The organism is Aetokthonos hydrillicola CCALA 1050, from assembly GCF_017591665.1.
Classification (GTDB): Bacteria; Cyanobacteriota; Cyanobacteriia; order Cyanobacteriales; family Nostocaceae; genus Aetokthonos; species Aetokthonos hydrillicola.
The window spans coordinates 1-26,605 of the sequence record NZ_JAAKGC010000045.1; the positions used below are offsets into that span (position 1 = coordinate 1).

Consider the following 26,605-nt stretch of genomic DNA (forward strand, 5'->3'; position numbering starts at 1 on the left):
TAACGCATATAATCTTTGGTAGCCTGCTTTAGCCATTGCTGGCTAATAGAAGTAAAGTCCATTTTATGTGTAGAAGTACCTATTCCTCTTGAAATTCCTAAATTACGTGTATCCCAAATGTCCTTTAAATATTCTGAATCTGGATCTATAGTTGGGGTATAAGCTAAAGATTTACTATTTTCGGAAAAATACCTCTTACAATCTCTGCAATGATACTGTATTCTTTCCTTACCGCTCTTTTGTTTTGTCTTCTGTTTTGTGGCTCTGAAACTTCCGCAATCTGGACAGGGAAATGGAGAAGGTTTTGTAAAAGTTCTACGACTGTTTTCTTGAAAACCTCGCTGGCAATCTAAACATTCATAGACTCTAACATTTTTACGACAGCGGTTAATACATTTAAATTGTAAATTTGTAGAATCACAATCAGGGCAAGATAAACCTTGTGGGATAGGTGGGTTTTCAGGTTTTTTTTGAGAGTTCTCTGTAAAAATCCTATTACATACCTTACATTTGTATCTTTGGATATCACTAGCTCCTTTACCAGCTTTATACAGCTGATCAGTCCCACAGTCAACACATAAGATTAAAGACCCATTATCTCGTCTAAATGGCTCCCAAAATTTAACATTAGTCTTTACAAATTGGAAATTGCAGTTGCAGCAAAGATATTTTTGCTTTCCATCGGTGTGACCATTTTTAACAATTCTTTCCGAACTGCATCGACGACATTTGGTCAAGACATCATCTTTTTCAAGACTATCTGACAAATTAATTTCGGATATTTTATTGATTGTCATTTTCTTGTTTTCTTACTTCTAAATACTGTTTATATGCTGATTTCAAATCGTCATTATTTAAATGAATATACGTGTTAATCGTTGTTTGGATGTTTGCGTGTCCCAACCTTTTCTGAACGTAGGATATGTCCCATCCTTGTCTAATTAAATCAGTACCGTGAGTATGACGAAATAAGTGAGCGTGAAGGTCAATCCCTACTTTTTTACCTAATCTTTTTAACAGTTCCGATGTATTGTGATATTGCATTGGATTACCAATATTGCCACCCCAGCAGTTTACGAATACATAATCACAATCTAGTCCTTCTGGATATTCGTTGATTATATATTCTGTATACAAACTCATTAAATCTTTATTGACATGGATTATATAAGAATTTTTACTTTTTGACCTAGCGTCGTTTTCGTTGTCTGCTCGCCAAATAATGTCAATTTCATTGTCCCATGTTCTGATATCAGAATGTCTTAATCCCAGTGCTTGTCCAATTCTCATGCCTGTTTCATATAGAAGGTAAATCAGAAATTTATCCCGTTTATGCTTACACGCTTCTATTAAATCTTTCAATTGTTCTCTAGTAAGAATTGGTAATAGTCTTTTTGGTTCTTTTAATTTTAAAATCTTACGCCTGACAGGTTTAGTTTTAGCAATCTGATGTAAAAAAGGCTTATAATTGATTCCTCGTTCTACTTGTAAAGTATATACATTTAGTTCCAAATTTTCTCCCGTTCTCTGATGATAGTCGTAAAAATTACATACTGCTGTAATAATCGTGTTTATCGTTCGTTCACAACGAGCTGATTCAAATTCCTGCATTGCAATTACTTGTGGAGATGGACGACGTAGCCATCCGATAAAATCTGCCAATTGACTTAAATTTACCGATCGCCATTCCCAGCCAGAGCCTTGAAGAAATTCCCAATAAAGTTTGAGATGGTTAGCATAATTACGGATCGTATTGGGGGAACGTTCGATCAATTGTAAGTAGTTTAGGTAAGAGTTTAAAGGTTCTATCAGCATATATCCATCATCTAAAACCACCCACGTTTTTTTACCACCTGGAAGGCGAACACGCTGAACTTTCATAATCTCTAAAAAAATGCTTATACATTCTTTTGTATAGCTACTTTGTTGATTCACATCTGTTAAAACATAAACAACGTAACAAATTTATTGGTTTTGTTGTTGTTGTTTACTTTATTTAGTCTTTTTGAAAAACCTCAGATAACGGTCAGGTTGTCAGAGTCGGAGGAGAAGAAGTTCACGAAGTAGCATTCCACAAAACAGGGCTGCGGCGCTGGCTTTAAATTTAATTCTCTGACTACCCTAACAGCTTCTCTTTTCCAAGTGCCGTACCTGTTTTCTGTGAAAATAATACCTCCTCGTCCTAGCCTTGGTCTAGCCTTCCCTACTCCTCTACCTGGAATCCAGATCTGCTGCATTAAGTGAGATCGTCTCTTGGGTTAAAGAATAAGTTTTTACCACATCTTGGTAAACAAATAAAGTATTCTTACAGCGAGCATCTTTCATCTCTGTTTTCCGGTTTCAAACCCGAAAACCCCAAAACCCTTACACAGTAGACTTATTAACCTAGTTCGTTAGTAATCTTGGAAAGCGATCGCGCTCGATAAAGACAATCTAAGTAATAAAGGTAAGAGTGCATGTGATGTAAAACACTTATGATCTTCTACCACTAATGAAGCACAAAGCAAGCGCAGTAAGGACTTACAAGCACTTTTTACTATGCCTGAAACAGGATACGTGGTAAAATAATTTAAATGCTCCTCGTGCAGGTGCGAACTGCCAGGAGCTGTATGTCTGTATAGGAGACACACATGATCAATAATAAAATAATAAGCAGCATACTGATAGCTGCTCTATCTTTCAATGCTGTAAAACCAGCACAAGCACAAGTACAAGCATTGCCATTAGTAGGAGCAGCATGTAGTAACCCAGCTACTTGTATTGTTGTAGGTGCTGTTGTTGTTGGTAGCGTAATCTATTTAATTCTCAAAGACGACTCAACAGGACAACAACACAAATTACCAGTGAATGAGCCAAGAGATGAGGCTTCTGGGAATACCCATATGAAGTTACCTGAGAATATCAGGACTTACGCAACTGGCACAGGCGATCGCTCAATTTTAGTACATATGTATTGCATGACAAACGCATTTTACAATTCTTAAAATAAATTTTTGAGTCTAAGCTTTATATATAAAAACAATCCTCTTATCTCTGGAGTATAAAAATAATTAATATCGTGCGTTGTTGATTTATTACTTAATATGAAGTTTACCAAATTAGATTATTGTCAATATCTGCTGAGTAGCCAAATTAATTATACTATGACTAATTTGGCAGAACATATGAAGAGTATTAGTCATGATAAAATTAACTATTATTTGAAGAATGAAAAGCTAACACCTCGTATACTTTGGGAAAATGTTAAAGAATTAATTGTTACTGACGAGAATGCTTACATCATATTTGATGATAGTGTTCTAGATAAAAGATATTCCGAAGAAATAGAAATAGTTAGGAGACAATATAGTGGTAATGAACATGGTGTTCTCAAAGGAATTGGTCTAGTTAGCTGTATATATGTGAATCCTAAACTTCAAACGTTTTGGGTAATAGATTACCGTATTTTTAATCCTGATGTCGATGGGAAAACAAAAATAGACCATGTGAAAGATATGCTGCAAAACCTTGTATATCAAAAACTTATGCCATTTGACACTGTGTTGATGGATACAAGGGGGTGCAGTACACACTTTAATGCTTTACATCGATAGTTTAGACAAAGTTTATTATTGCCCTTTGAAGAATAACCGTTTAGTTGATGATACTTTTGGTAAAGAAAAATATAAACACGTTGAATTATTAGAATGGAGTAAAGAAGAGTTAGAATGTGGTAAAGTAATCAAGATTAAAGGGTTCCCTGCCAATAAAAAAGTGAAACTGTTCCGGGTTACTGTTTCTACCAACAGAACGGACTACGTCGCTACTAACGATTTATCTCAAAGTTCCACGGATGTTGTACAAGAGGTGTATAAAATTCGCTGGAAAATAGAGGAGTTTCATAGAGAAGTAAAACAATTAACTGGGATTGAATCTTGTCAGTGTCGTAAAGCTCGTCTTCAAGGAAATCATATTGCTTGTGCTATGTTGGTTTGGTTAAGATTAAAGACTTTAGCCTATCAAACAGGTCAAACTATTTATCAAATTAAGCATAACTTGCTTTCTAATTATTTAATTCAGCAACTAAAACGCCCAGATATTCGTATGTGCTTGGTTTGATTTAAATTGCTGCTTGCCACTGCTGCGCCCTGCCTACCATTGGTGCCAGTTGCCTAAGTCTTGAATAATTTTAGCAAGCCCCTCTGGGTAAGTCAAAACTTTATAGTACCTACATACTATCTCAATGGCGAGATCGTCTGGTCAGTTGCGTTTTCATCTAATACATATGTACTAAAATTGAGCGATCGCCTGTGCCAGTTGCGTAAGTCCTGAATATAAAGCAGGTTTATCCTGAAGCACACATCACAGAAATCTTCAATTATGCAGATACTCGAACAGAGTGCAAACAATGGTTTGATCATTTAACCCAAACATTAAGGTTTAGATCTTCTTGGAGGCTTATAATAACTGAAGCTGATGACCCAGAAGATCCAACTGGAAGAAAGAAAGAGTATCAGTGCAAAGCCAGACTATACACTAGTTTCCGCTTCTTCAATGAACAACAGCCAGAAAGAACAATGACACGTAGAAGGAGAAATTAATAATGGTGACAGCTAAAATTAAGCGATACATACCTAAAAAAGAACTTATCCTTTTCTACAAACATACTGGAAGTTCTACTCAAAGAGAGTGGCTCAGAGATAGCAATGGTGAAATATTCTTTATGCTATTAAATGTGGCGGAGTACACTAAGCACTTTAGAGGCTTTCGAGTTGGCAATGAAAGATACAAGATGGGGTATGCAAGCCAATCAATTAATAGCTCATCACCTGAATACTACGTTCTTGAAGAAATCAAACATAGAATCCCTGAAGCATTTGATTATGTAAGGATTCAAGAATATTTTCGGTTTGACGAGGAACTAGTTATACCTAATCAGCAAAGAGTTGGGAGTGATCATATCGAAAGATTAGCAAGTTAAATAAAATGATAAAGCTCCTCGCCCAGATGGGAACTGCTAGGAGCTTTATCTTTAATCCGAGACACATTTGACGCGCTCTCATGACTTCAAGTCATGGGATTCATGCGTAGATCCGCACGGGATGGGTCAAGCAGGCTCACTTTTTCCCTTTAAGCCAACTTTTGATGATTGAGCATTGGGCAAGGTATCGAGTGCAGGCAGGAGGTGAAACTCGACGGAACAAGAGTTAGTGTTACCGCCAGGGCTAGCCAGATTTTTATCGTTTTACCAACAATTGGTTAAAAGTTGGCATTTACAAAGGATCTTTACTACTCTGGGCGTGGGGTTTTTTACCTAAATACCCTTTCTTGTAATGCGGAATTGAAAACAGAGAAAGTGTGGTAATAAATAAATAGAATGCCGTAAAATCAAGGTAGCATATGGAGCCATTGACTGCTAGTGCTTTAGCCATTGGGACTGTGATTGCGACTAAAGCTTTAGAGAAAACGGGCGAAAAGGTAGGTGAAGCCTTATGGGATAAAACTGGTCAGTTTCTCGTCACCCTCAAAAAACACTCTCCCCAGACTGTAGTTGCTATTGAAAAAGCGCCCTCTCAACCACTAGACTATGGCAAAGCTTTACTGGAAGTAGAATCAACGGCTAAGGCTAATCCTGAAGTGGCTCAGGCTGCACAGGAATTGGCAACAGCAACAGAAACTCATCCACCATCAAACTTGGCTGAAATTCTTCAGGAGATAAAAGCATCTGTGGAAAAATCTCAACAATCATACCCTCACCTTCTGGCAGAAGCCGAAGCACCCCAAAATCGTGCAAATATTAACATCGGTGGAGATGTCAAAGGTGTTTCTGCATACGACATTAGCGGAGGAAGTATCACTCAAGGCGATATTAGTTAGAGATAATTAAAGGCCACAAAAAGGTAGACAATGAACAATGAAGTTGAAGCCAACGTAAATATTGGGCGTGATGTTCAAGGCGTTTCTGCGTACAGCATTAGCGGTGGAACTTTCGCTCAATACTTCATCTCTACTAGCGAAGCTGAAGAAAGCATTCATCATCGTCCACTCATTCAAGTCTCTCCTTACCTGGGACTCAGTAAATTTGAAACTGCTGATAAAGATAAATTTTTTGGTCGAGAAGGGTGGATTACTAAACTAAGCGATCGCCTGCCAAAAAAAGATAATGTTCTCCTGCTTCTGGGAGCATCCGGAAGTGGTAAATCATCACTCATTAATGCCGGATTAATCCCTCATTTAAAAGACAATTGGGGTTCATTTCTTAATCTGACTTTTCGACCCGATAAAAATCCCTTTGAATCTTTATATTATTGTTTAGCCTCTCATTATACACAATCACAAGCAGAAATTGCTCGAACAATTGCTGAAAATACCTTAATTAAAGTTTTCCAATCCCTCAAGCAAGACGCTCGGTGGCTTATCTTTGTTGACCAATTTGAAGAAGTTTTTACAACAACTCCTAAATTAGAATGTGACAAATTTGTTGCTAGCCTTGTTCAGCTTATCAACCAGCAAGATAGCTCTGTTAAAATTGTTTTAACAATGCGGGCCGATTTTTTAGATAAATTCAGTAGCTATTCTGAACTTGGACATATCCATGACTGCTATAGTTGCATACTCACCAACATGAGTGAGAAAGAACTACAGTTAGCAATTGCTGAACCAGCGGCTAGAAATGGTGTGACTTTTGAAAAAGGGTTAGTTGACCAAATTATCAAAGATTTTGACCAGCAAAGCGGTTGTTTACCACTCCTAGAGTATACTCTGAATTTGCTGTGGGAAGAAGAAAAGAGAAAAGATAATCTTAAAGAACGAGTTTTGAAAACCAAGACTTATGAACAATTGGGTGGAGTCAGCGGTGCGCTGAATCAGCAAGCCAATAAAATATATAATAAAGAGCTAAATGCTCAAGAAAGAGAAGCCGCAAAAGAAATTTTTCTGGAATTAGTCGGCATTGTTGAAAAACAACCTGTTAGCAGAAGAACTGATAAGTCTCAGTTTTTAGAGACTCGTGATAAAGAAAGCGTACTCAACAAACTCATTGAAAACCGCCTGCTCGTCAGCACAGGGGAAAAACAAATAGCAACAGTTGAAGTCGCCCACGAACAATTGCTGCGCTCTTGGCAAGTCTTAAAAGATTTAATTAAAGATAAAGAGGACATCATTGTTTTTAAAAGTCGATTAACCACCGATGCCAACCAATGGAATGAAATACGAAAACAAGATGAGCAAAAAGCTAACGATGAACTCTGGAGCGGGTTGAAGTTAGAGCAAGTATTAAAATACAGAAAAGACCCAAAATTTCACCAAATTTTATTTGCCAAACCAGAGAGTTTAGAAAATCAATTCATAGAAGCCAGTGTCGCACGGCGCGATTTCCTTCGTCAACAAGAAGACGAACGCAAGCAGCGCGAACTGGAAACAGCAAAAAAAGTCGCACAAGAAGCAGAAGCCAGACGCAAAGCAGAAGCACAAGCACGTCAAGCAGCAGAACAACGCGCGCAAGAAGCAGAAGCCAGACTCAAAGCTGAAGCAGAAGCACACAAGCAAGCTGTGCAAAGACGTATGCTAATCACCTACGGTTTTACGTTATTTCCATCTCTGGTTGCAGCGGCTGTCATAGCATTTCGGATACTTCTGACAACACCATGTACACCGTAAAACTAATCATTTACCGGGTTACCAACTTAGGGTCATAAGTTGGCATTATTCAAAATTGAAGTCGAACTCTTAATTCCATCTTCTGTCAACCATATATTGGCAGTTTATCGTGTAGCACAAATTTTTCAAGAATAGATATAAGGCAGACATGGCAGTAGTTTTCAGACCCGGAGTGCATGATTTGACAAACATCTCGACTTAATGCCAAGAGGGGTAGTTTTTCTGTTTAGGAGAAGGCGATCGCCTTCGGTACTGCGCAAAGAGCGCGATCGCTCCCACTAACGGCTGCGCGAACTAAGTTTTTTATTTCGATTGCGGAATTTAGGACAGAAATCATGTATTAATAAATGAGGATGCCATCAGACCGAGGTAGCATATGGAGCCATTGACTGCTGGTGCGATCGCGCTTTTAACTCTACTTGGAAACAAAGCATTAAATAAGGTAGGCGATAAAGTCATTGATGTGGTGTTTGAGCAAAGCGGTAAGGTAATTAAACTGCTCAGGCTCAAGTTTCCAGATACAGCAAAATTAATAGAAGCAGCAGCAGAAAATCTCCCATTGCCTCCAGGACAGCCAGAGGATATTGGTGAAGCTGTTTTGATAGAAAAGATAGAGTCAGCTGCATCACAAGATCCAGAAATTAAAGCGGCTGTGGAAGCTTTGGCAAGTGATGCACAAGCAGCTGCGAAAGAATATCCTCAACTAGCCGCAGCACTTGAGCAGTTAACAGAGGCAGTCAAAGAGCAACGCCCTAACATTATCAATGAGAACTGGCAAGGAATAAATTTTAAGAACGCAAATCCTACCATCAGTAACAATACTTTTAACTTTGGCAGCAAATGACTAATGAAAATTGGCAGGGGATAAACTTTAAAGACTCAAGTCCTACCATTAGTAACAATACTTTTAACTTTGAAGCAGCTAAACAAAATCCCCCAAATAATCTTCAGTTCACAGGCTCTACCAACTTTGTAGGACGACAGCGTGAACTAACCCTACTGCGTGATAGGTTGCAACAAAAAGGCGCTGTTGCTATCTCTGCTGTTGCTGGTATGGGTGGAGTTGGCAAAACCGAACTGGCGGTTCAATATATAAAGCAGCATGAAGCGGACTATCCTGGTGGTATTTGCTGGTTAAACGCTAGAGAATCAAATTTAGCTGCTCTGGTTGTGCAGTTTGCCCAGCTTCATATGAATTTGGAAGTTCCACAGCAGGATTTTCGTGGAAGGGCGCTGAGCCTTACTGAACAGGTGGAGTGGTGCTGGCAGCACTGGAAACCACCAGAGGGATTGGTACTAATTGTACTAGATGATGTCACAGATGTAAAAAGTTGTCGCCAGGTACTACCAAAAACTAACCGTTTCCGAGTTTTGATGACAACGCGCCTGCGACGATTAGACACTAATTTTGTTGAAATCTCTTTAGATGTGTTGTCAAAAGAGGATGCTTTAAAATTGTTGATAGCTGTGTTGGGTGAAGAAGACCAACGAGTAGAACAGGAATCGCAAACAGCAGAAAACTTGTGTGCGTGGCTGGGTTATTTACCTCTGGGGTTGGAGTTAGTAGGGCGGTATTTAGTAGAAGATCCTGACTTGTCTTTAGCAGAAATGTTGCAAAGGTTGAAGGATCAGTCCTTACAAGATGAGGCTCTCGACCAATCAGAGGAACAATTGCAGGATACAGAAATGACTGCGAAGCGTGGGGTGAAAGCAGCTCTTGAATTAAGCTGGAAGGAACTTCATTATAAAACCCAACGTGTAGGTGAATTATTAAGCTTATTTGCACTAGATGTCATACCTTGGAAATTAGTGGAAACCATAATTCAGTCACGAGGTTGGGAAAAAGCAGACGTGAATGAAGCGAAAAAGCAACTTTTCAAGCTTCATTTGATTCAGAGATTAGCAGATAAAGAGAGTGCTTACAAAATTCATCCCTTAATTCGTGAGTTCCTGAAAGTCAAGCTAGCAGCGTCAGAACAAGCTGATGTTTTGAAACGTGGGTTTGTAGAAGTCATGGTGGCGATCGCTCAACATATCCCCAATTCAATAACTCAGGAGTTAATTAACTCAGTCCAAGAGGCTATCCCACATTTAGTAGAGGTGGCACAAAATTTGACTGACGCAATTAGTGATGAAAATTTATATTGGGCTTTGACTGGGTTAGGTAGATTTTACCTTGGGCAGGGATTGTATGCGCTTGCAGAACCTTGGTTAAAGCAATGTGTATCAGTAGTACAAACCCGCTTAGGAGAAGATTATCCCGATGCTCCCAACAGTTACGAGAGCCTGAGTTTACTCTACTATTCCCAAGGAAGGTACAGCGATGCCGAACTACTCTCCCAAAAAGCATTGCAAATTTATCAACGCCTGTTGAGAGAAGATCATCCCGATGTTGCCAACTGTTACAACAATCTGGCAACACTTTACTGTTCCCAAGGAAGGTACAACGATGCTGAACCATTCGCCCAAAAGGCATTGCAGCTTATGCAACGCCTTTTGGGAGAAGATCATCTCGGTGTTGCCAACTGTTACACCTCCTTGGCTTCAGTTTACGTATACCAAGGAAGGCACAGCGATGCTGAACCACTCTTCCAAAAAGCATTGCAACTCAGGGAACACCTGCTGGGAGAAGATCATCCCGATGTTGCCGCCAGTTACCACTACCTAGCTAATCTCTACAGATTTCAAGGAAGGTACAGCGATGCTGAACCACTCTTCCAAAAAGCATTGCAACTCAGGGAACACCTGCTGGGAGAAGATCATCCCGATGTTGCCGCCAGTTACGGCGACCTGGCTTTACTCTACCATTCCCAAGGACGGTACAGCGATGCTGAACCACTCTCCCAAAAAGTATTGCAATTCAGGGAACGCCTGCTGGGAGAAGATCATCCCGATGTTGCCGCCAGTTACAACGACCTGGCTTTACTCTACCATTCCCAAGGACGGTACAGCGATGCTGAACCACTCTCCCAAAAAGCATTGCAACTCAGGGAACGCCTGCTGGGAGAAGATCATCCCGAGGTGGCCAACAGTTACAACAACCTGGCTTTACTCTACTATTCCCAAGGACGGTACAACGATGCTGAACCACTCTATCAAAAAGCATTGCAACTCAGGGAACGCCTGTTAAGAGAAGATCATCCCAATATTGCCAACAGTTACAACAACCTGGCAGCACTCTACTATTCCCAAGGACGGTACAGCGATGCTGAACCACTCTCCCAAAAAGCATTGCAAATTTATCAACGCCTGTTAAGAGAAGATCATCCCGATGTTATCAACAGTTACGGCAACCTGGCTTTACTTTACCATTCCCAAGGACGGTACAGCGATGCTGAACCACTATACCAAAAAGTTTTAGAACTTTTTGAGCAACAGTTAGGTGTAGGTCATCCAAGAACAATAATATGCAGACAAAATTATGCAGTTTTTTTGCATGATTATGCAATTTTTTTAAGGAACAAACAAAGTGCGAGTTGAATACTCCACAAAAGAGCCATTTTGCTGAGCTACACGGCTCAAAGTATTAATCTCTCGTTGTTTCGAGCAGTGTCCCAGGTAATAGGTTTATAGTCCATTTAACTCGCAGACGATTCTAGAGGCAAATCAGAAGACATTTTGATTTTGATGTTATCGTATCACCAAGTAATTTGAAACCCCTTAAATCGCTTTGTGAAAGGCCTTTTTTTTGTTGGTCTATTTTTCGCTCTTATGTAAGAACTGGGGAAGTGCAATCGCTCCTACCCATAAACTCGATGCTTAAAAGACGACCACGACGCGGCGGGTTCAATACACTCATGAAGGCGATCGCCAGCAGGCACTGCGCACTCGCGCGATCGCCACTGCTTCTGCTTCCACTACTACCACGACCACAATAGCTGCCAGTACAACAACTGGTTCTACATCTACAATTTCATCACAGACAGCGCAGCCAGTTGCGGTGAAGAGTGGGAATAGTTTGATTATTTCGAGTATCCCGCCGGAAACTTACACTGTGACTAATTACAGTAATCCGCAGCAATCCAAGGTGTACACTGTGACGCTTAAAGGGTGTTTGGTGAGCGATCGCACTACTATTGGTAGTCCGTCTAAGTTTCTGGTTAGCCGTCAGGGTTTGACTTTTCCTGTAGATTGGGCATCGCTGACTACGGTTCCATCTGCGGCTATTCCACAGTGTTGATGCTATTTGTATAACTTTATACGCGGGAGTCCCAGACATAGAACTTCGTCTGCGTCATAATGTTGAAATCATTGAAATTCTTTCTACATTGGGCAAAATCGTCCAATGATTCAGCAAGGGTAGATAAAGTCATTAACTGAATATGATTAAAGGTTAACTTATGCAGCAAACCATCTTGATTTTGGCAGCAAATCCTAAAGACACAAAACGGCTGCGCTTAGATGAGGAAGTACGTGAAATCGATGCTGGATTGCGACGAGCCAAACAGCGCGATCAGTTTATTTTAGAGCAGAAATGGGCAGTACAACCGAGAGATATTTACCAAGCAATGCTTGATACTAATCCTTCTATTATTCATTTTTCAGGACATGGGATGGGAGATGAGGGTTTGGTATTTGAAGATGAAACAGGTTCGGCAAACTTAGTTCATTCTGAAGCTTTAGCAGAACTATTTTCACTGTTTGCTGATCGGCTTGAGTGTATCGTCCTTAACGGCTGTTACTCAGAGGTACAGGCAAACGCGATCGCTCAACACATTAACTACGTAATTGGTATGAGCAAGGCTATTGGAGATAGAGCAGCAATTAAATTTGCTGTGGGCTTTTACGACGCTCTAGGAGCAGGAAAGCGTGTTGAATTTGCCTACAAACTTGGTTGTGCTGCAATTAGGTTAGCAGGTATTCCAGAGCAATTAACTCCAATTTTAAAGCGGGGACGTGAACCAGATAAACCTAAAGAGACTAAAAGCCAAATTGTCGGTGATTGGGCATGGGATCGAAGAGCATTTCCTGCAACTATCCGCGAGAATGGAACAGTTATTGGAAAAGATGGGGGGCAAATAATTCACGCAAATTGGCATTATATTGGTGATAAAAAAGATAAAATTGAGGTTGAATGGAACACAGAATTTATTGACACACTAATCCTTACTGAAAACGGGAATGCGTTAATTGGTTGTAATAATGGTGGCGGGGAGTTAGTTATAATTAGGAGAAGTAGGAGAAGTAGTCGAAATAGTTGTTCTGGAAATGTTTCTTGTTCACGAGTAATAGGCGATTGGTCATGGGATCAAAGAAAATTTCCCGCAAGTATTTACGAGGATGGAACAGTCCTTGCCAACGATGGTAGCCAAGATGGTAAGGGAATACTTATAAGGGCAAAATGGACTTGCCATTATCATAATCAAGGGGAGATTAGGGTTGAATGGGAGACCGATTTTACAGACATTTTAACTCTCTCTCCTGACTATAACACTCTAACTGGTGCTAGTTTCCATCGTGGAAATTCTGGACCTTTAGTTGTGACTAGAAGGTAAAGTGACCAATAAATAATCGCATTAACAAGCTAATACTACGGTAAACATGAAAGATTGTGTTTTACTGATTACTTGAAGTTGGCAACAGTAGTGTATCTTCAATCCCAGTGAGAAGAAACCCCAACATTGGAACTGGCGAACACTATTTAGAATTATGAGGGATGTTAGCTCGGTTCTTTCGGTGATTACAACCTTCTTGAAAATTCTTCAGGAACTAGGTTTGTTGTAAATGGGTAATGCGCTTTGGGATTGGTGCTTGTGCTTTTTGAAGCGATCGCCCGATTCGGAATTAGTCGCAGAATAAACAAGGAGTGGGGGAGAAAAACCCCATCTCCCTGATAAGGCGCTAATTTAGTAGCGAGCTACTATAAACTTGAGGAAAAACATTGGTGTAGAGAGAGAATGAATAAAAATTTTGACCTTACTACCAAAGAAGGCAGACAGAACGCAGTAGAGCAATTTGACAGATGGGGTATGCTTATTCCTGGGTTTGCCCCTTTTTGGTTAATGAGACAAGCTTTTAAAGCCTTTAGCCAATCAGGCGTTGATACTCTTAAAGCTCAAAAAGAAGCTGCAATCGAATTGATTAAGGCTGGTAAAGAAAATGATGTAGACGAAATGACAATTACTGTAGATCAAGTAGTAGGTTTAGATCTTGGGAGTGACATTGAAGGTATTCCGATTAAATGTAAAATAGGTAAAAGTGGTCACATGATTATCGAAGTAAAGTACAAAAACACTTAATTTAAAGCGGCTTATCTACAGTTGTAAATTTTTATTTTTACAATTCTTTATATCTAAATAAACTTATATGGAAGGCGTTTGTTAATTCTCTTTTCATGTTGAGGCAAAGCCAACTGAAGTGCGATCGCACTCACTAACGGCGCACATCCGTATCGCTCCCCCACCAAAGCTGACTATCCACCACCGAAGCGAGCACCAGAAACACCATCAAAAAAATGATACCCTGTCAACTTCTCCAACTCCTTAACACTAACCCTATAAGCCCTCCAGTCATAGTTAATCCCTTGCTGGTTAGGCACATTAACAGCAATCACACGAGTATTAGCAGTAATACCAGCACCAGGATGATCTAGTACCACAACCACCTTCCAAGTTGACTGAGGAATCGTGACCTGACCTTTAAGTGTACCTTGGCTACCGTATGTACCAGCAATAATGTATAGTTCCTTGCCAAGTCTTGCTAGCTGGCGACAATAAACCTCTAAACCTTCCCAAGTGTGGCGATTGTTATCTGGGGTTTGGGGCATCATGTTCGTCATGAGGAAGGTTTCACTGTTGTCCTGGGCTGAAGTTGTGCGATATGGAGAGCAGCCTGAGCGTTGCTATCACCCGATGGAATAACGTTTCCTGTGGCGGTGGTTCCGTCTTGTTAGGGTGCGATCCACACAAGCTTATTGTAAAGTTTTATAATACGCGGGAGTCACAGACAAAGGCGTGTGCGACCCGCACAACTTGAAGAATCAACTCATTGACTTTAGTCTATTTTCTAACCATTGTTCTAGGTCAGTCGTAGCAGAGAGAGTGAATAACACATCAGTCAATTCTTCCAATTGCTCAGTAGATAATTTACGAATTTGCTCGATGAGCGGCTGTCCAATCTCACCAAAACGTTGATTGACTAACCGCAGAATTATCTTCTGTTCACCTTCAAGTCTACCTTCCTCTCTACCTGACTCTTTACCTTGCTCAAGAGTTTTTTGTTCCCATTCTACGTAAGCTGTGGATAAGTTCATTATTATCTCCTGGTCTTCATCAGTTAAGTTTGATTGTTTCATGGTGAGAATGCGCCAATTGGCGATAAGTCTCAACGTACTTTGTTTATACACATTAGTGTCTGGAAGTGCCAACAATTCATCAACAGCATTACGTTGAACCTTTCCCTTACCTAAAATCCTCAACCAGAGTGTTCCATTTGTAACTGGTAGCTTATTAACTGCTATGATTGAACCAAACCAATTTTTAGGAAATGAGTAGACTCCATCACAGTTAATCTCTGAGTCTAGTGTAGCGCCAAAACCCTCAAGTAAGTCAACAGATGCTGTGGTAGAGATAATCAATAATTTTCCTAAACCTTTAAAGTCTAAGGACGTATCCTCTCTCCTTGCTTGCCGATTTAGTTCAGCAAAATAGGAGTATAGCTTATTCGCGCACATAAGTACTTGAAATAGATTGGGCTGATTCCGAAATATCTCTATACTGGAGGTCTGAGTTACTAATCTACCAAGTAAACCTAAAGACTCAGGGGGAACAATGGCGGGAGAAGAAGGAGAAAAGAGGATATCAATTTGACGTGCTTCGTCTGTGACTTCACGACTGATTTCTACTTTACCTACAGGAGAAAGAAGCTCTTGAAAATAATCTTTGGCAAAATTGTCATGGGGCGTTCTTGTCATATTATTGATAGGGGATGTTAGCAGGGAATGAAATTAACTCAAAGAGAAATATTGATAACGCACCCTGAGAAAAACTCTAATTCACTGATTAAATTAGTTAATTACTAACTCTAATTATAAAGGAAAATCCTGTTATAAATTACCTAATTAATCAGGATTAATTAATATGAATTTCTTTGAGACTTGTTAAGTATTAAAATTACTACTTTTGCTCAGCTTGCTGCTGTTGCACATGGTTCATCCACTGCTTAATTGCTTCCAATTCCTCATACCCCTGAGCAGTCATAGCTGGTATGTGCTTGACAAAGCTATTAGCAGCGTGATTGTGCTGAACACCTTGCTTAATTGCCCACTGCACACCCATCCACTGCACCAATTCACTTAGCTGTGTATTGTCAAGTTCTGCGGGAGAGTTAACCAATTTTTCAGTTTTGAGCCAATCAACTACCGCTTTACCCTCAATCCCAAGCATTGTACGAATTGCTCTTATCCTGCTATTGTGAGGGTGTTCTCCCGCAGTCGCTACAACTTTGGGAACCAAAGCAACGCGCTGCTCTCCATTGCTGTTAACTTTGTACTGTAGATTGTTCTGTTTTTTGGGTGTGGTGACTGTCAGATTTGCATCATCATCTTCATCAGCAGTCACACAAAGGATGGCGCATAGCGCATAGCGGCGAGCATATGTTAAAGCAGCACCAAACTTCTGGGAATCACCAATTTCTGGGAGAGGGTAAATGCTGGTAATGCACTCACCTGATTCGTGGTAAAGGTGAGTCTGAAGAACAGTTTTGTTACTTTCTAGAGCGGTAGTTTGAACTACTGCTAGTCCATGCTTACCAAGGGCAGGAGTAACAGCGTCTAATACAGCATCTAGGGTGGCGTATTTGTGCTTGAAGTGAGGATTTACCCTGTCTTTTTGAATGTTAGAGAATTCTGATTTCGCCTTAATTAAGGCTTTGATGAGTTCTTGCATTGCCTGTGTTGTCCAACGTGAAAGAAGATTTTTGGGGCGGGATTCACCCACCCCAGGAGCTTTGCCTTATGCGGCTACTAATTCCGATTCAGAATGCGGTTCGTAGTCTTTCAGTCGTTGCCAATCAAGCTTGCTTAACTCATCGAATGGTTTATCTAAAAGTCCTTCAAGTGATGTGGTTCTTAACTTAGGCAGCGTTCCTTGTTTATAGTGCCAACGGACGTAATCAGCGCACTTTGCCCAAGTGTCAGCACGGTGTACTTCGACTTCTCCCACCATGACGACCCAAGGCTGAGTTACAAAGTCGCCGCAGTCATGGCTGATAGTGGCGATGGTTTGACCTGCTATTTGTGCTTCGTAGGTGTAGAAGCCGTCAAGGTCGATAAATTGAATTTCTGGCTCAGGGGCTATCTCTTGGGCTTGCGCTTCGATATGTGCGTCTAATTCTGCCTGAGCGATGGTTTGAGAGTCACTGTCAATGAGAGAATGTTGTTGTAGCATAGATTAAAATTCCTGTGAATAAACGGGATTACTAAGGCGATCGCACAAGTTTTCCAGGCTGGAGCGGTCGTCTTTTGTTGTGCTTAAATACAAGTCTAACTTGTATTTTGCCGAAAATCAACAAGTTATAGAAATATTTATATGATTTATAGTTTTATAAATACAAGTCTGACTTTGGTATTGTGATACTATACTAACAGAAGTAAAGTTAAAGGGTAGAGTTCTATGCCTCAAGCTTTGATTAAATGGAGATTACGAGAGGTCATGGCAAGGTACAACATTAAATCGGTTGACCTGGCAAAAGAGTTAAATATCAGTCCTAATGCTGTTTCTAGCTTACGAAAAGCAAAAACAATGCCGCGACTAGACGGCAATGCACTGAATAATCTTTGTAATGCTTTAAACAGACTAGCTGAGGATTTAGATGAAGAGGTTAGCCCCATGACTCTAATTGCTTATGTTCGTGACCCAGAACCGGAACAACCACAATCGGCATCACCTGTTGAGTTATCAGAGCAACAGTTGAATGGAAATAAGCGAACACGTGGTTCTCACAGTTCAAAGGGGGCAAGCACTCAGGTAGTTTGGTTAATGGTGAACCAGGAAGTTTCGTGAACAACTTGGGTATTGACTTTCCTTCTGAGGCGCTCATCTTTACACCCACACCCCTAGCCCTGATTCCTTTGTTCTATTTTTTGGGTCTATTAGCGCTATCGAGTTTGTTAACACAATACTCAACACAAGGACAGAACCGAGCGGTGTAAGCAAGTTAACAACAAAAATACAAAACCCCCAGTTAATGGTGCTTTACTTTTTCCTTCGGGGGGTAACAAAATAATTATACAAACTATGTTTTATCATACCACATTCCCCTATGCAAGGTGTAGGGGTAAATCCTTGCGTCTACATTACTCCAGGAGATAAGTGAGCCATGATCACAACTCTATCTCCTCAAAGTATATTTGATACTGTTGACCCTGGCATTACCAAAGAGTGGATACAAAGCTTGTCACCAGAACTAAAAGATGCAGCACTTTACAGGCTTTGTAAGACAGTAGAAGCTAAGCCCACACTGGTGGAATCATTCACGCTCAACCAAGTGTTGTATCGTACAATTTCAGGTAACTCTTTCACTGAGTCGGCGGAACATGTCGCTGCTAGAACAGGGTGCGATCGCAAAACCATCCTCAAAGGCTTGAATCAAGCAGTTGAGCAGAACATTTTGGAGAAAAACGAGCGACCAGGAACCAGTACAGAATATTCGTTCAAACCAGTAGAGGAATGGCTTCCTGAGCCGGTAGTCCGTAAAACGGACATCCGTACAAGAAAAGTTGTAGAGTTTCCAAAAGTACAGGATACTGAGAAAGTAGAAACTGAACCGCAACTAGCTAGCAATGATGGGGTAGTCCACGACACGGACTACGAGGATTTTTCAAGCAACACAGACCATCAAGCTATCAGGGTAGTCCACGAGACGGACACCCCTACTATTTGGAGAAGCAACCCCGACGGAAGGCGTTTTTGTCAAATCCCACCAATTCACGATCAAGAAATAGGGGTGGAGATTCAAAGGCAGATGGAACAAGAGGGGCTGACGGCGCAATCTGTGGTGAGGAGAGCGATCGCATTCAGCAAAGTCCCATTAATGCTGCTGGAAATGCTAGCAAACATTGGAAGAAAGCTACTTGAAGGATTCTCCTCAGTAGAACCTGAGTCGTCCAAAAGGGTTGAAAATAAAGTCTCTAACCCTGTTACAGCAGCTATAACACCCATTACCAAAACATTTGATACATCGGTTGAACTGGAAGATATAGAGATAGATGAACTCAGTGATGTAATGACTCAGATTAAATTACAGCTTCACATTCCAATAGAGGCAGGGTTTAAAGACAGTATAAAACGCAACTGGAAAGGAGATACTCACTTTAACAACGCGCTTGCATGGTGTGTGGAAACGGCAGAATGGTTAGAGAGTCAAAACAAATTAGACAGGGAAAGGGTGTTCGGGATGCTGATTAATGCCATGAAGAACGACAAGAAACCTAACAACCGTCCATCATCACCAGAAAAGTTAGAAAATGCTAGTGCCTATGCTCCCAAACAACCAGGACAACAGCCAACCCAGCAGCAATTACAAAAGCTTTGTGAGGCAAAGGAAAAAGGCTTGATCCGAGACTTGTTTGATAGCGCTGGTGATGGTGTACTTAAGGTAATAGATAGGCTTGGGTTTGCGATGCCTTGGTATGAATGGTTGGGGTTACAACCTAATTAATTAACCAGCGTATTTCAATGAAAGTTGGGCATCGAAGGAAGATGCTTGACAAAGCAGCTTGCGTGTTTAAAGAAGGCGCTATTTTTTGTGGTAGTCCTTAAAACGGACACAAACTAATATATATATTTATATTAAAAATATTAAAATAAATAATATTGTTTGCGTCCTTGTTTTGGACAGCCTCACTCGTTATGATGCGCATTCACGAAGTTTTATTGGAAGTCTCCAGATACAACAGGAGAAACCGTGACAATAGACCAAGTTGGCTTCCAGAAAATTGGGATGTTTGTTTAGATGAGGATGAGTTAAGAGTTTTTTATGAGTATGCCTTGGACTTATGGCAGAATGGCGTAGACTTAGCAGACCCTTATGTTCAACAAGTGATTGAAGGGAATTACCAAAACAATTGAATCGGCTTGTGTAGTGACAAAAGCAGTATACTAGCAAAGGTCATTTCATGTATGAAGGCAAGATTGACAGCGAACATGCTACTAGGTTCTTTGTTAGGGCTTTGCTTGATGGGTGGAAGCCTTTGGATCAAGTTTGAGGGGGCGCAAGAGCGATCACTCCAGTACTCGGAATACGGCGGATGAACGAGATATAAAACTTCGTCTGCTCCATACACCCTGTATAATGCGATCGCCTTCCAGGGGCAGCGCTTCATGTTATGTAGTATATCTGTGATTCTGGTGTAAATGAGGCGTTCATGCTTTTTGGCTGGCGTAAGGGTTGCGCTCTAGCCAAAGGCAGATCGCTCTTATGTTACCAAGTTATCAAAAATCTGCCTAAACTGACTTTTATCTAGTGTCTAGGAATACTCTCACTTTTAAGCTGGAGCAGTGATCGCCAATCATCAATATATTCTGCAAGGATTTTTTGAAAATTTTTAGTAGTTTACACATAAAGTCGCCAAGTAAGTGCTTAACGTTATTAATTAAGGATTTAAAGAAGAGATTTTCTTCATTTTTAAGTGAGATATGGAGATTTTTTTATTTTAATTTTAGAGTAAAAGTCTAGATATAGGGAGGTTTGGAGAGATTAAATGATATTTAATGAGAGCAGTTTATCTTTCAGGTTTTTAAATCTTAAATAAGCTAGTTTTGTCTAAAAAAATATTTGAAATAATCTAATATATAGACAGTTATGTAAGTAAAAACCAGTCAGGTCTGACTCACCAAACTGGTTCCTTTACTAAAACACTACATCCTGTGACATCGCGATATGTCTGGAACAAGATGCTGCTCACATTTCAGCCCAAAAGGAGGGCTTTTATGAATGATTATAGACGACTTAAACTCCTGCTTGTAGGGGCATTTGCTCCAGTGGCAATCTTTCTCAGTTGTCTGCAATATACACCAGACCAACCTTTAGAGCGAGCTAACGGTGCTATACATCTGCTAATTAGCTTCTGTGTCTTGGTTGGTAAGGTTGCAGATTCTGTAGATAAATAATTATGTCATTGGGCTAAGATGCACAACTTTCACATCGCGCATCTTAGCCCGATTCTCATGTCCGGGGAGGACAGCCTCTTAATCTTAGGGGCTTGAGTAGCAGACCAACCACCCTAGTGATGGGGCTGCTTAGTTTAACTCCATTGCTACTAGAACCCCTTCCACAACACAAGATATGCTGAGTAAGTAATACATTTTATGTTGTGAGCCTTTGGTTACAAGCTTCATAACACGGCTTGCGGTACTTCAGTTAAGATTGTTTGTTTCCGGTTGCTATGAGATTTTCAGAAATATTCTAAAAACCTCAGATTTATTCCTAAATTCTCCATATTTATTCCTAAAAATCTACAACTAAATATTGTAAAATTTTCTTTTATGTTCGATGTTATTTAAGGTATACTGACTTATTGCTACTGCGAGGAGGATATCTTAGTCATGAGTTTCTCTGAAAAACTTTCAGTTGATTTTTTATCTTTGATTTCAGATGAGTATAAATTAACTGATATGGAAAAAAACGTATTAATACTTCGATTCCATTACGAGCTTGACTATCAAGAAATTTCTGATTGGACTAAGAGTAATCAGGCTGCTGTTAACAAAAGAATGGGGCAAGTATATAAAAGATTTAGTATAGAGGGAGACACTAAAGGTAAAGAGGTTACACTACGCCAAATTTTAAATCAAAAATTTAGAGAATACAAAAAAATAATTGAGTATAATTGTAATAATTCAAACTTAGAAGTTATTGTAGAAGAAATCAAAAAAATTAAGGAAAAACTAAATGAAATTGAAATGTCGAAACAGTTTGAACAAGGATATTCCCTATCAAGAAACAATAATGATTATTTTAATGTTTCAGATTGGAACAACAATATAACTGTATTCATACAAAAACTGATAGAAAAGCTTAAGAATACTCAAGAAGAGATTTCATCACAAGATATACTACATATGTTTCCTATAATAGTTGAGCGAATAGCATCCCAATCAGACAGTTACGATGAGAAACAGATTACCTTAATGTTATTAGAAACTTTGCGAAACAGAGCATTAGATGAAGAGCGCTACCTTACAATGCAGCATGAAATCCCTTTAAAAGCAGAATCTTAACTGAGAGACTATTCGCAGTGCTTTTATTGCTAGTTTGTAGGGAGTAAAGAAATGAATGAAAAAAAAACAAAGTTTCCAGAAATTGAATACAATCTATTTCTAGTAAAAAAATCTCATGAATACCGATTATCTGAGATTGAGAGAAGAATATTTATTATGAAATTTGGTAACAACATAAATATTCAAGAGATAGGAGAACAAACAGGTTGTCAAGTGAAGCAGATTGAAGAGCTTTTTAATAAAATATATCATTATCTTGAAAACAATCAAATGAAACTATCTTCCGAGTTAGATGAAAGCTTGGAAGAAAGACTTGGAAGTTTTTTATTACTTAATTTTTTTGAATCATTAGCAAAGATAAATATCAAGGACAATCTAGATAATCAATTAAAAAAGATAGAAGCAAATATAAATCTTTTAAATGTTGAGTCTTTAGGAGACAAAATTTTTCACAGATTCTTTTATAGAGTCTCCTCATTAAACCAATTTATAGAAGCTCTTGAAGAATTAAAGAAAGAAATGAACACAGGGGATAATTTATTTCAAAACAAAATAATCTTCCAAGCATTCTGTAGAGCAATTCCAAGAATATCAGAACGGCTTGCATCTGTATCACACTTTTCAGAAAGAAGCGTTTGTTTAGACTTACTCCAAAGCCTTGAATCAATCTCCTTAAAAAATGCTTTATCTTGGCAAGAAGAATGTGAACAATATCACAAAAAAAATATTAATAAAACTTTTGATTTTTTTGTGAAGAAATTTTATTTAAACCCGAAAAATACTCTCGATGAACGAGTTCAAGATAAGCTGAATAACAAACTAGAATATAGAAAATCTGAATTGTCAAATCACTCAATTGAAAACATAAAACATCCCTACATTAGGAAAACAAAAAATAGATTTTTGACATTAATCGGCGGCTTAACAGTAGCTGGTACTGTAGCTTTTTCTGTCGGTATTTCAGTTACCCTTAAGACTCCAAGTGAAATCAGCAAACCGCTAGAACAAGTTGCTCAACAACCCAGAAATAGTACTACAACGACCGGAGATGGTAATATTACGGCACCGGAGCTTTCTGGCAGCAATAATCAACTAAGCACTAATGTCAATAAGGCAATTACTAACAATAATAATAGTAAAAAAATCAACACCCATAATTACACTGAAAACGATAACACGCGCCACCAAACTAATAATTGTTCTTGTTCTGAAGCGAAATTAGGTCGAGGCTCGCTTTGCACCAACACTAACGGTGGTAAAGTAGAAAATCACTTCTAGCTTTGTGCATTTTTCTGGGCATGGTCAAGAAGAAGACGGCAGTTTAGTGTTGGAGGACGATTCTGGAAATCACAAAGCTGTGAAACCTATAGGTGAGGCAATAAATGTCTTCAGATGACTTAGTGCAAAGGCGATCGCACTGTGCGAGAGCGCAACCCCCCGAAGAGTGGTGGGAAGACAGTGCGTGATTTAGGATTAGTCACACAAACAAGGAGTGGGGGACAAAAACCCCATCTCCCTGATAAGGCGCTAATTTAGTAGCAGTCTACTTTTTAGCGATTCCACAACGCTACCAGTATAGAGACAATTGCGGCAGCAACGGCAAGTATAGGTTGCCAGAATTTGCATATTTGACGGAAGCGCCAAAGTAAGATCTTAAGCCGTGTTCTTTTAACTGGGAGTAAACTTTTACTCTTTTTGGAGTTGTTCATGGTTAGGATCGGTATACAAAGAAATAATTTGATTCCAGCCTGGTTTATCTGGGCTGTTTTTCTTGTCACAAATAGTGACCGATAGGCAGACACAAAAAAAGCCCCAAATTGCAATGACCAAGGGCGATCATTGCAATTTGGGGCAAATACATTTTGTACATTCAGCGCGTGCGGCATACTACCTCCATTTATGTTTATTTGGAGGCTATTCTTCAATGACGCAAGATGCTGTTCTCAACAGTGCAGCTTATTAAAATGTGATGAGCTGTCAGCATGTTCAGCATCAAGAGAATTACCACAAAGAATGTTTGTGATAATATCAGGTAATCTCATTCAAGAGTTACCTTTGCGTCATTTAAAACGCCTCTTATGATACCGAACACGCCAACGCTCCCTAAAATTCTGGTCGGGCTGCCTTTACCTAGTAAGGGTGCAGTGGCATGGTCGCCTAGTTGCCCTAGCCGGGAGGGGCGTAAAACGAGGGGGCAACCCAAAGAAACCCTCTCCTTTTCTCGTGGATTATAAAAATACCCAGCTAGAAATAAGTATAGCAAAAAAAGTCCTTTAGTTGAAACAATGAACTTTTTACAGTCTTTTTTTTCACGAATTAATCAGCATTCCAGAAATCGGATACCTGGCACCGGCGGCTGATAGCAGTTTGAATGAAGCGCGATCGCCCTACTGACTATCCACCACATCACTCGCACCAGCAACACCGTCAAAAAAATGATACCCCGTCAACCCCTCAAGTGTCTTCACACTAACCCTATAAGCCCTCCAATCATAGTTAATCCCTTGCTGGTTAGGCACATTCACAGCAATAACACGAGTATTACCAGTAACACTAGCACTCTTGTGGTCTAGTACCACAACCACCTTCCAAGTTGACTGAGGAATTGTCACTTGACCTTTAAGCCTACCTTGACTACCGTATGTACCAGCAATAATGTATAGTTCCTTGCCTTGTCTTGCTAGCTGGCGACAATAAACTTCCAACCCTTCCCAAGTATGCCTATTATTATCTGGGGTTTGTGGCATCATGTTCGTCATTAAGAAGGTTTCGCTGTTGTCTTGGGCAGATAGTGTGCGATACGGCTTAAGCCGTGAGCGAAGCTATCGCCAATCACCCAACTTTCTCCCCGTTCCCTAATTCTGGCTAGGGCAAGGAGAAGCAGTAGGCTGGGATGATGGGGTAGCATGGTTCGCATTCGCCACAAAATAGATTTGACCGTCTGGGGTTTGTACTATACCTTGGGCTTCCACTATTGAAGGAAGTGTATTGTCTTTATTTTTCTTTCTTCCAACTTTTGTGTTGTGTTCCTGTTCTTCTTTCTTTTTCTGTTCCTGCGCTTGTATATTTTTAATCTCCTGCATATCTTCTGCAGTTGCTAGAGGAATATCAGGATTTCTGCCAGGCAATAATTCTAGTGGGTTTGGTGGGATGCTACCCTTTCCTGTAATGACAAATGAACCTAAAGGTTTCTTTTTGGGGTTAGCGGTATTGGGACAGAGTTGGGAAAATTTACTAGTGACATCAGATACTTTTACGGGTATTTCTATGAGTCCTTGTGTAATATCGTTCACACGAGTGTCTATGTTTGGTGTGCCGCTGTTAGAAGATGCAGCAATGTCATTAATGTTATTTTTTTGTAGGAGATTAATATTTTCTGAAGAGTAGTTCCCATTACGCACCACAAAGCCAAAAAGCCCTTCCGTAGCCGTAATATTAATTTTACCACCAGAACCACTGAAGGCATTTGTAATGATGTCGTTGTTCTCTAAAGGTGCAGCAACTAAAAATTTGGTATTGAGTGTTAACTTGCCTTCCTGTCCAGGATTCTGCGTTGTGCCTGAAGTATTTGAAATTAAGCTATTATGACGCATTAGTATAAGGTCGCTCACTGTTAAGAAAACATTACCGCCTAGACCTGATTGAGAATTAGCTAAAAGCTGTCCTTTATCCAGATTAATCGAATTGGCTGCTACAGTTAGGTTACCTGCATTACCTCGTCCAAAAGAACTGGTAGTCACTTGAGCGTTATTAGAAACAGAAAACGACCTTGCTAGAACATTAATATCCCCGCCACGTCCTATAGCACCAGTACCAAGACTGCTAGATATTTGACTACCTGACCCAGAAATTGTCAATGCATCACGTACGTTGATATTTACTGACCCACCGTTACTTTGAGCACCTGGGAGTGTACCAGTATTTCCTCGAACATTAACCCCTAATTCTCCACCATTAGTCAAGGATAATGAACCAGCAGTGATGTTAATGTTCCCTCCATTACCTATTGCACCAGCTAGCACACTGCTAAATAAACCACTGGGATTTCCACTACTGTCTACTCCATCAAAAGAGACTGCATCCTTTGCAAGAATCGTTATATTCCCTGCATTCCCTCGTCCGCGAATAAAGGAATTAATTTGACCACCATGAGATGCAGACAGTGAGCCAGTGCTAAAAGTGATATTCCCTCCATTACCTAGAGTACTGCTACCCTGGACAGCGCTGATGACTCCAGCATCTAGAGAAATTGCCTCACGGGCTGTGATGGAGATATTACCCGCATCACCTTTGCCAAAAGTGCTAGAACTTATTTGCCCATCATCTTTTAAAAAAACGTTTCCAGCTTGAAGCTTAATATCTCCACCACGTCCAACAGCACCAGTACCAAGATTGGCAAAAATTCCGGGTGTATCTGTCCCAGAAATTGTCAGTGCATCACGCACGTTGATATTTACCGACCCAGCGTTGCTTTGAGCGCCTGGAAGCGTATCAGTTTGTCCCCGAACAGCAACCGATAACTCTCCACCATTAGTTAAGGATAATGAGCCAGCAGTGATGTTAATATTCCCACCATTACCTATTGCACCAGCTTCTACGCTGCTAAATGACCCACTGGAAATCACCTTACTGTTGTCTACTCCATCAAAAGTGACTGCATCTCTTGCTTGAATTGTTATATTTCCTGCATTCCCTCGTCCAAGAGTAAAGGAAGCAATTCGACCACCATCTTTTACAAGAATACTTCC

At 40.0% G+C, this 26,605-nt stretch carries 21 protein-coding genes and 4 pseudogenes; 17 read left to right on the plus strand and 8 right to left on the minus strand.

All coding sequences use genetic code 11. The features are described 5' to 3' along the window. A partial coding sequence (locus tag G4P69_RS21265) for an IS1 family transposase (protein ID WP_208351015.1) occupies window positions 1-797 on the minus strand: 797 nt, incomplete at its 3' end. After that, entirely contained in the window at window positions 784-1,881 is a 1,098-nt protein-coding gene (locus G4P69_RS21270; RefSeq protein ID WP_208340688.1) for a tyrosine-type recombinase/integrase, read from the minus strand. The genes G4P69_RS21265 and G4P69_RS21270, both read right to left, overlap by 14 nt. Before the next feature lie 749 nt (window positions 1,882-2,630). On the opposite strand from G4P69_RS21270, the gene G4P69_RS21275 reads away from it, so the two are divergent. The 11 genes and pseudogenes from G4P69_RS21275 (at window position 2,631) to G4P69_RS21320 (ending at window position 13,877) form a co-directional block, all read left to right on the plus strand. Then, window positions 2,631-2,984, plus strand: a complete 354-nt coding sequence (locus G4P69_RS21275; RefSeq protein WP_208340633.1) for a hypothetical protein — start codon at window positions 2,631-2,633, stop codon at window positions 2,982-2,984. A 99-nt stretch (window positions 2,985-3,083) separates the two neighbouring features. Next, window positions 3,084-4,098 (plus strand): annotated as a pseudogene (locus G4P69_RS21280) (IS701 family transposase). Between the two features lie 484 nt (window positions 4,099-4,582). Continuing rightward, the gene (locus G4P69_RS21285; RefSeq protein WP_208340632.1) at window positions 4,583-4,960 is read left to right on the plus strand and encodes a hypothetical protein; all 378 of its coding nucleotides are present in this window, start codon (window positions 4,583-4,585) and stop codon (window positions 4,958-4,960) included. A 419-nt stretch (window positions 4,961-5,379) separates the two neighbouring features. Beyond that, the gene (locus tag G4P69_RS39360; RefSeq protein ID WP_243902286.1) at window positions 5,380-5,856 is read left to right on the plus strand and encodes a hypothetical protein; all 477 of its coding nucleotides are present in this window, start codon (window positions 5,380-5,382) and stop codon (window positions 5,854-5,856) included. Between the two features lie 30 nt (window positions 5,857-5,886). Then, window positions 5,887-7,638 (plus strand): nSTAND1 domain-containing NTPase, encoded by a 1,752-nt coding sequence (locus tag G4P69_RS21295; protein ID WP_208351016.1) that lies wholly within the window; start codon window positions 5,887-5,889, stop codon window positions 7,636-7,638. Window positions 7,639-8,014: 376 nt separating this feature from the next. Further along, entirely contained in the window at window positions 8,015-8,482 is a 468-nt protein-coding gene (locus G4P69_RS21300) for a hypothetical protein (RefSeq protein WP_208340629.1), read from the plus strand. Continuing rightward, window positions 8,479-11,118 (plus strand): tetratricopeptide repeat protein, encoded by a 2,640-nt coding sequence (locus tag G4P69_RS21305; protein ID WP_208351017.1) that lies wholly within the window; start codon window positions 8,479-8,481, stop codon window positions 11,116-11,118. Before G4P69_RS21300 ends, G4P69_RS21305 begins: the two co-directional genes overlap by 4 nt. 275 nt (window positions 11,119-11,393) lie before the next feature. Then, complete coding sequence (locus G4P69_RS39995) at window positions 11,394-11,516, plus strand: hypothetical protein (protein WP_279606308.1); 123 nt, start codon at window positions 11,394-11,396, stop codon at window positions 11,514-11,516. Window positions 11,517-11,632: 116 nt separating this feature from the next. Then, the gene (locus G4P69_RS21310; protein ID WP_208340624.1) at window positions 11,633-11,818 is read left to right on the plus strand and encodes a hypothetical protein; all 186 of its coding nucleotides are present in this window, start codon (window positions 11,633-11,635) and stop codon (window positions 11,816-11,818) included. Between the two features lie 160 nt (window positions 11,819-11,978). Next, complete coding sequence (locus G4P69_RS39365; protein ID WP_243902285.1) at window positions 11,979-13,133, plus strand: CHAT domain-containing protein; 1,155 nt, start codon at window positions 11,979-11,981, stop codon at window positions 13,131-13,133. Between the two features lie 402 nt (window positions 13,134-13,535). Then, window positions 13,536-13,877 (plus strand): hypothetical protein, encoded by a 342-nt coding sequence (locus tag G4P69_RS21320; RefSeq protein WP_208340622.1) that lies wholly within the window; start codon window positions 13,536-13,538, stop codon window positions 13,875-13,877. A 173-nt stretch (window positions 13,878-14,050) separates the two neighbouring features. Here the strand turns inward: G4P69_RS21320 and G4P69_RS21325 are convergent. The 4 genes and pseudogenes from G4P69_RS21325 to G4P69_RS21340 form a co-directional block, all read right to left on the minus strand. After that, window positions 14,051-14,440, minus strand: a pseudogene (locus G4P69_RS21325) (DNA/RNA non-specific endonuclease); the annotation flags it as partial. A 177-nt stretch (window positions 14,441-14,617) separates the two neighbouring features. After that, window positions 14,618-15,550: a DUF4351 domain-containing protein gene (locus G4P69_RS21330; protein WP_208340619.1), complete on the minus strand. Its 933-nt coding sequence runs from the start codon at window positions 15,548-15,550 to the stop codon at window positions 14,618-14,620. Between the two features lie 202 nt (window positions 15,551-15,752). Continuing rightward, window positions 15,753-16,523 (minus strand): ERF family protein, encoded by a 771-nt coding sequence (locus G4P69_RS21335; protein ID WP_208340617.1) that lies wholly within the window; start codon window positions 16,521-16,523, stop codon window positions 15,753-15,755. Window positions 16,524-16,589: 66 nt separating this feature from the next. Then, a complete protein-coding gene (locus G4P69_RS21340; protein ID WP_208340615.1) occupies window positions 16,590-17,024 on the minus strand; it encodes a hypothetical protein in 435 nt (144 codons plus the stop codon). A 225-nt stretch (window positions 17,025-17,249) separates the two neighbouring features. On the opposite strand from G4P69_RS21340, the gene G4P69_RS21345 reads away from it, so the two are divergent. From G4P69_RS21345 to G4P69_RS21370, 6 genes are all read left to right on the plus strand, one after another. Continuing rightward, the gene (locus G4P69_RS21345; RefSeq protein WP_208340613.1) at window positions 17,250-17,639 is read left to right on the plus strand and encodes a helix-turn-helix domain-containing protein; all 390 of its coding nucleotides are present in this window, start codon (window positions 17,250-17,252) and stop codon (window positions 17,637-17,639) included. A 316-nt stretch (window positions 17,640-17,955) separates the two neighbouring features. Then, entirely contained in the window at window positions 17,956-19,296 is a 1,341-nt protein-coding gene (locus G4P69_RS21350) for a hypothetical protein (protein ID WP_208340611.1), read from the plus strand. A 191-nt stretch (window positions 19,297-19,487) separates the two neighbouring features. Continuing rightward, the gene (locus G4P69_RS21355; protein WP_208340608.1) at window positions 19,488-19,706 is read left to right on the plus strand and encodes a hypothetical protein; all 219 of its coding nucleotides are present in this window, start codon (window positions 19,488-19,490) and stop codon (window positions 19,704-19,706) included. Between the two features lie 861 nt (window positions 19,707-20,567). Beyond that, complete coding sequence (locus G4P69_RS21360) at window positions 20,568-20,747, plus strand: hypothetical protein (protein WP_208340607.1); 180 nt, start codon at window positions 20,568-20,570, stop codon at window positions 20,745-20,747. 435 nt (window positions 20,748-21,182) lie between these two features. Beyond that, window positions 21,183-21,857 carry a hypothetical protein gene (locus tag G4P69_RS21365; protein WP_208340606.1) on the plus strand — a complete coding sequence of 225 codons (675 nt, stop codon included), beginning with the start codon at window positions 21,183-21,185 and terminating at the stop codon, window positions 21,855-21,857. A gap of 51 nt (window positions 21,858-21,908) precedes the next feature. Then, a complete protein-coding gene (locus G4P69_RS21370) occupies window positions 21,909-23,135 on the plus strand; it encodes an RNA polymerase sigma factor sigma-70 region 4 domain-containing protein (RefSeq protein WP_208340605.1) in 1,227 nt (408 codons plus the stop codon). A gap of 1,109 nt (window positions 23,136-24,244) precedes the next feature. Here G4P69_RS21370 and G4P69_RS21375 read toward each other — a convergent pair. Both G4P69_RS21375 and G4P69_RS21380 read right to left on the minus strand, forming a co-directional pair. Beyond that, window positions 24,245-24,640, minus strand: a pseudogene (locus G4P69_RS21375) (DNA/RNA non-specific endonuclease); the annotation flags it as partial. Window positions 24,641-24,712: 72 nt separating this feature from the next. Then, window positions 24,713-26,605: pseudogene (locus tag G4P69_RS21380) on the minus strand (S-layer family protein); the annotation flags it as partial.

What these genes read in the sequence shown, in the direction of transcription:
- G4P69_RS21270 (WP_208340688.1), bottom strand. Translation starts at nt 1,881, where the DNA reads ATGAAAGTTCAGCGTGTTCGCCTTCCAGGTGGTAAAAAAACGTGGGTG.
- G4P69_RS21275 (WP_208340633.1), top strand. Translation starts at nt 2,631, where the DNA reads ATGATCAATAATAAAATAATAAGCAGCATACTGATAGCTGCTCTATCT.
- G4P69_RS21285 (WP_208340632.1), top strand. Translation starts at nt 4,583, where the DNA reads ATGGTGACAGCTAAAATTAAGCGATACATACCTAAAAAAGAACTTATC.
- G4P69_RS39360 (WP_243902286.1), top strand. Translation starts at nt 5,380, where the DNA reads ATGGAGCCATTGACTGCTAGTGCTTTAGCCATTGGGACTGTGATTGCG.
- G4P69_RS21295 (WP_208351016.1), top strand. Translation starts at nt 5,887, where the DNA reads ATGAACAATGAAGTTGAAGCCAACGTAAATATTGGGCGTGATGTTCAA.
- G4P69_RS21300 (WP_208340629.1), top strand. Translation starts at nt 8,015, where the DNA reads ATGGAGCCATTGACTGCTGGTGCGATCGCGCTTTTAACTCTACTTGGA.
- G4P69_RS21305 (WP_208351017.1), top strand. Translation starts at nt 8,479, where the DNA reads ATGACTAATGAAAATTGGCAGGGGATAAACTTTAAAGACTCAAGTCCT.
- G4P69_RS39995 (WP_279606308.1), top strand. Translation starts at nt 11,394, where the DNA reads ATGCTTAAAAGACGACCACGACGCGGCGGGTTCAATACACTCATGAAG.
- G4P69_RS39365 (WP_243902285.1), top strand. Translation starts at nt 11,979, where the DNA reads ATGCAGCAAACCATCTTGATTTTGGCAGCAAATCCTAAAGACACAAAA.
- G4P69_RS21320 (WP_208340622.1), top strand. Translation starts at nt 13,536, where the DNA reads ATGAATAAAAATTTTGACCTTACTACCAAAGAAGGCAGACAGAACGCA.
- G4P69_RS21330 (WP_208340619.1), bottom strand. Translation starts at nt 15,550, where the DNA reads ATGACAAGAACGCCCCATGACAATTTTGCCAAAGATTATTTTCAAGAG.
- G4P69_RS21335 (WP_208340617.1), bottom strand. Translation starts at nt 16,523, where the DNA reads ATGCAAGAACTCATCAAAGCCTTAATTAAGGCGAAATCAGAATTCTCT.
- G4P69_RS21340 (WP_208340615.1), bottom strand. Translation starts at nt 17,024, where the DNA reads ATGCTACAACAACATTCTCTCATTGACAGTGACTCTCAAACCATCGCT.
- G4P69_RS21345 (WP_208340613.1), top strand. Translation starts at nt 17,250, where the DNA reads ATGCCTCAAGCTTTGATTAAATGGAGATTACGAGAGGTCATGGCAAGG.
- G4P69_RS21350 (WP_208340611.1), top strand. Translation starts at nt 17,956, where the DNA reads ATGATCACAACTCTATCTCCTCAAAGTATATTTGATACTGTTGACCCT.
- G4P69_RS21355 (WP_208340608.1), top strand. Translation starts at nt 19,488, where the DNA reads ATGATGCGCATTCACGAAGTTTTATTGGAAGTCTCCAGATACAACAGG.
- G4P69_RS21360 (WP_208340607.1), top strand. Translation starts at nt 20,568, where the DNA reads ATGAATGATTATAGACGACTTAAACTCCTGCTTGTAGGGGCATTTGCT.
- G4P69_RS21365 (WP_208340606.1), top strand. Translation starts at nt 21,183, where the DNA reads ATGAGTTTCTCTGAAAAACTTTCAGTTGATTTTTTATCTTTGATTTCA.
- G4P69_RS21370 (WP_208340605.1), top strand. Translation starts at nt 21,909, where the DNA reads ATGAATGAAAAAAAAACAAAGTTTCCAGAAATTGAATACAATCTATTT.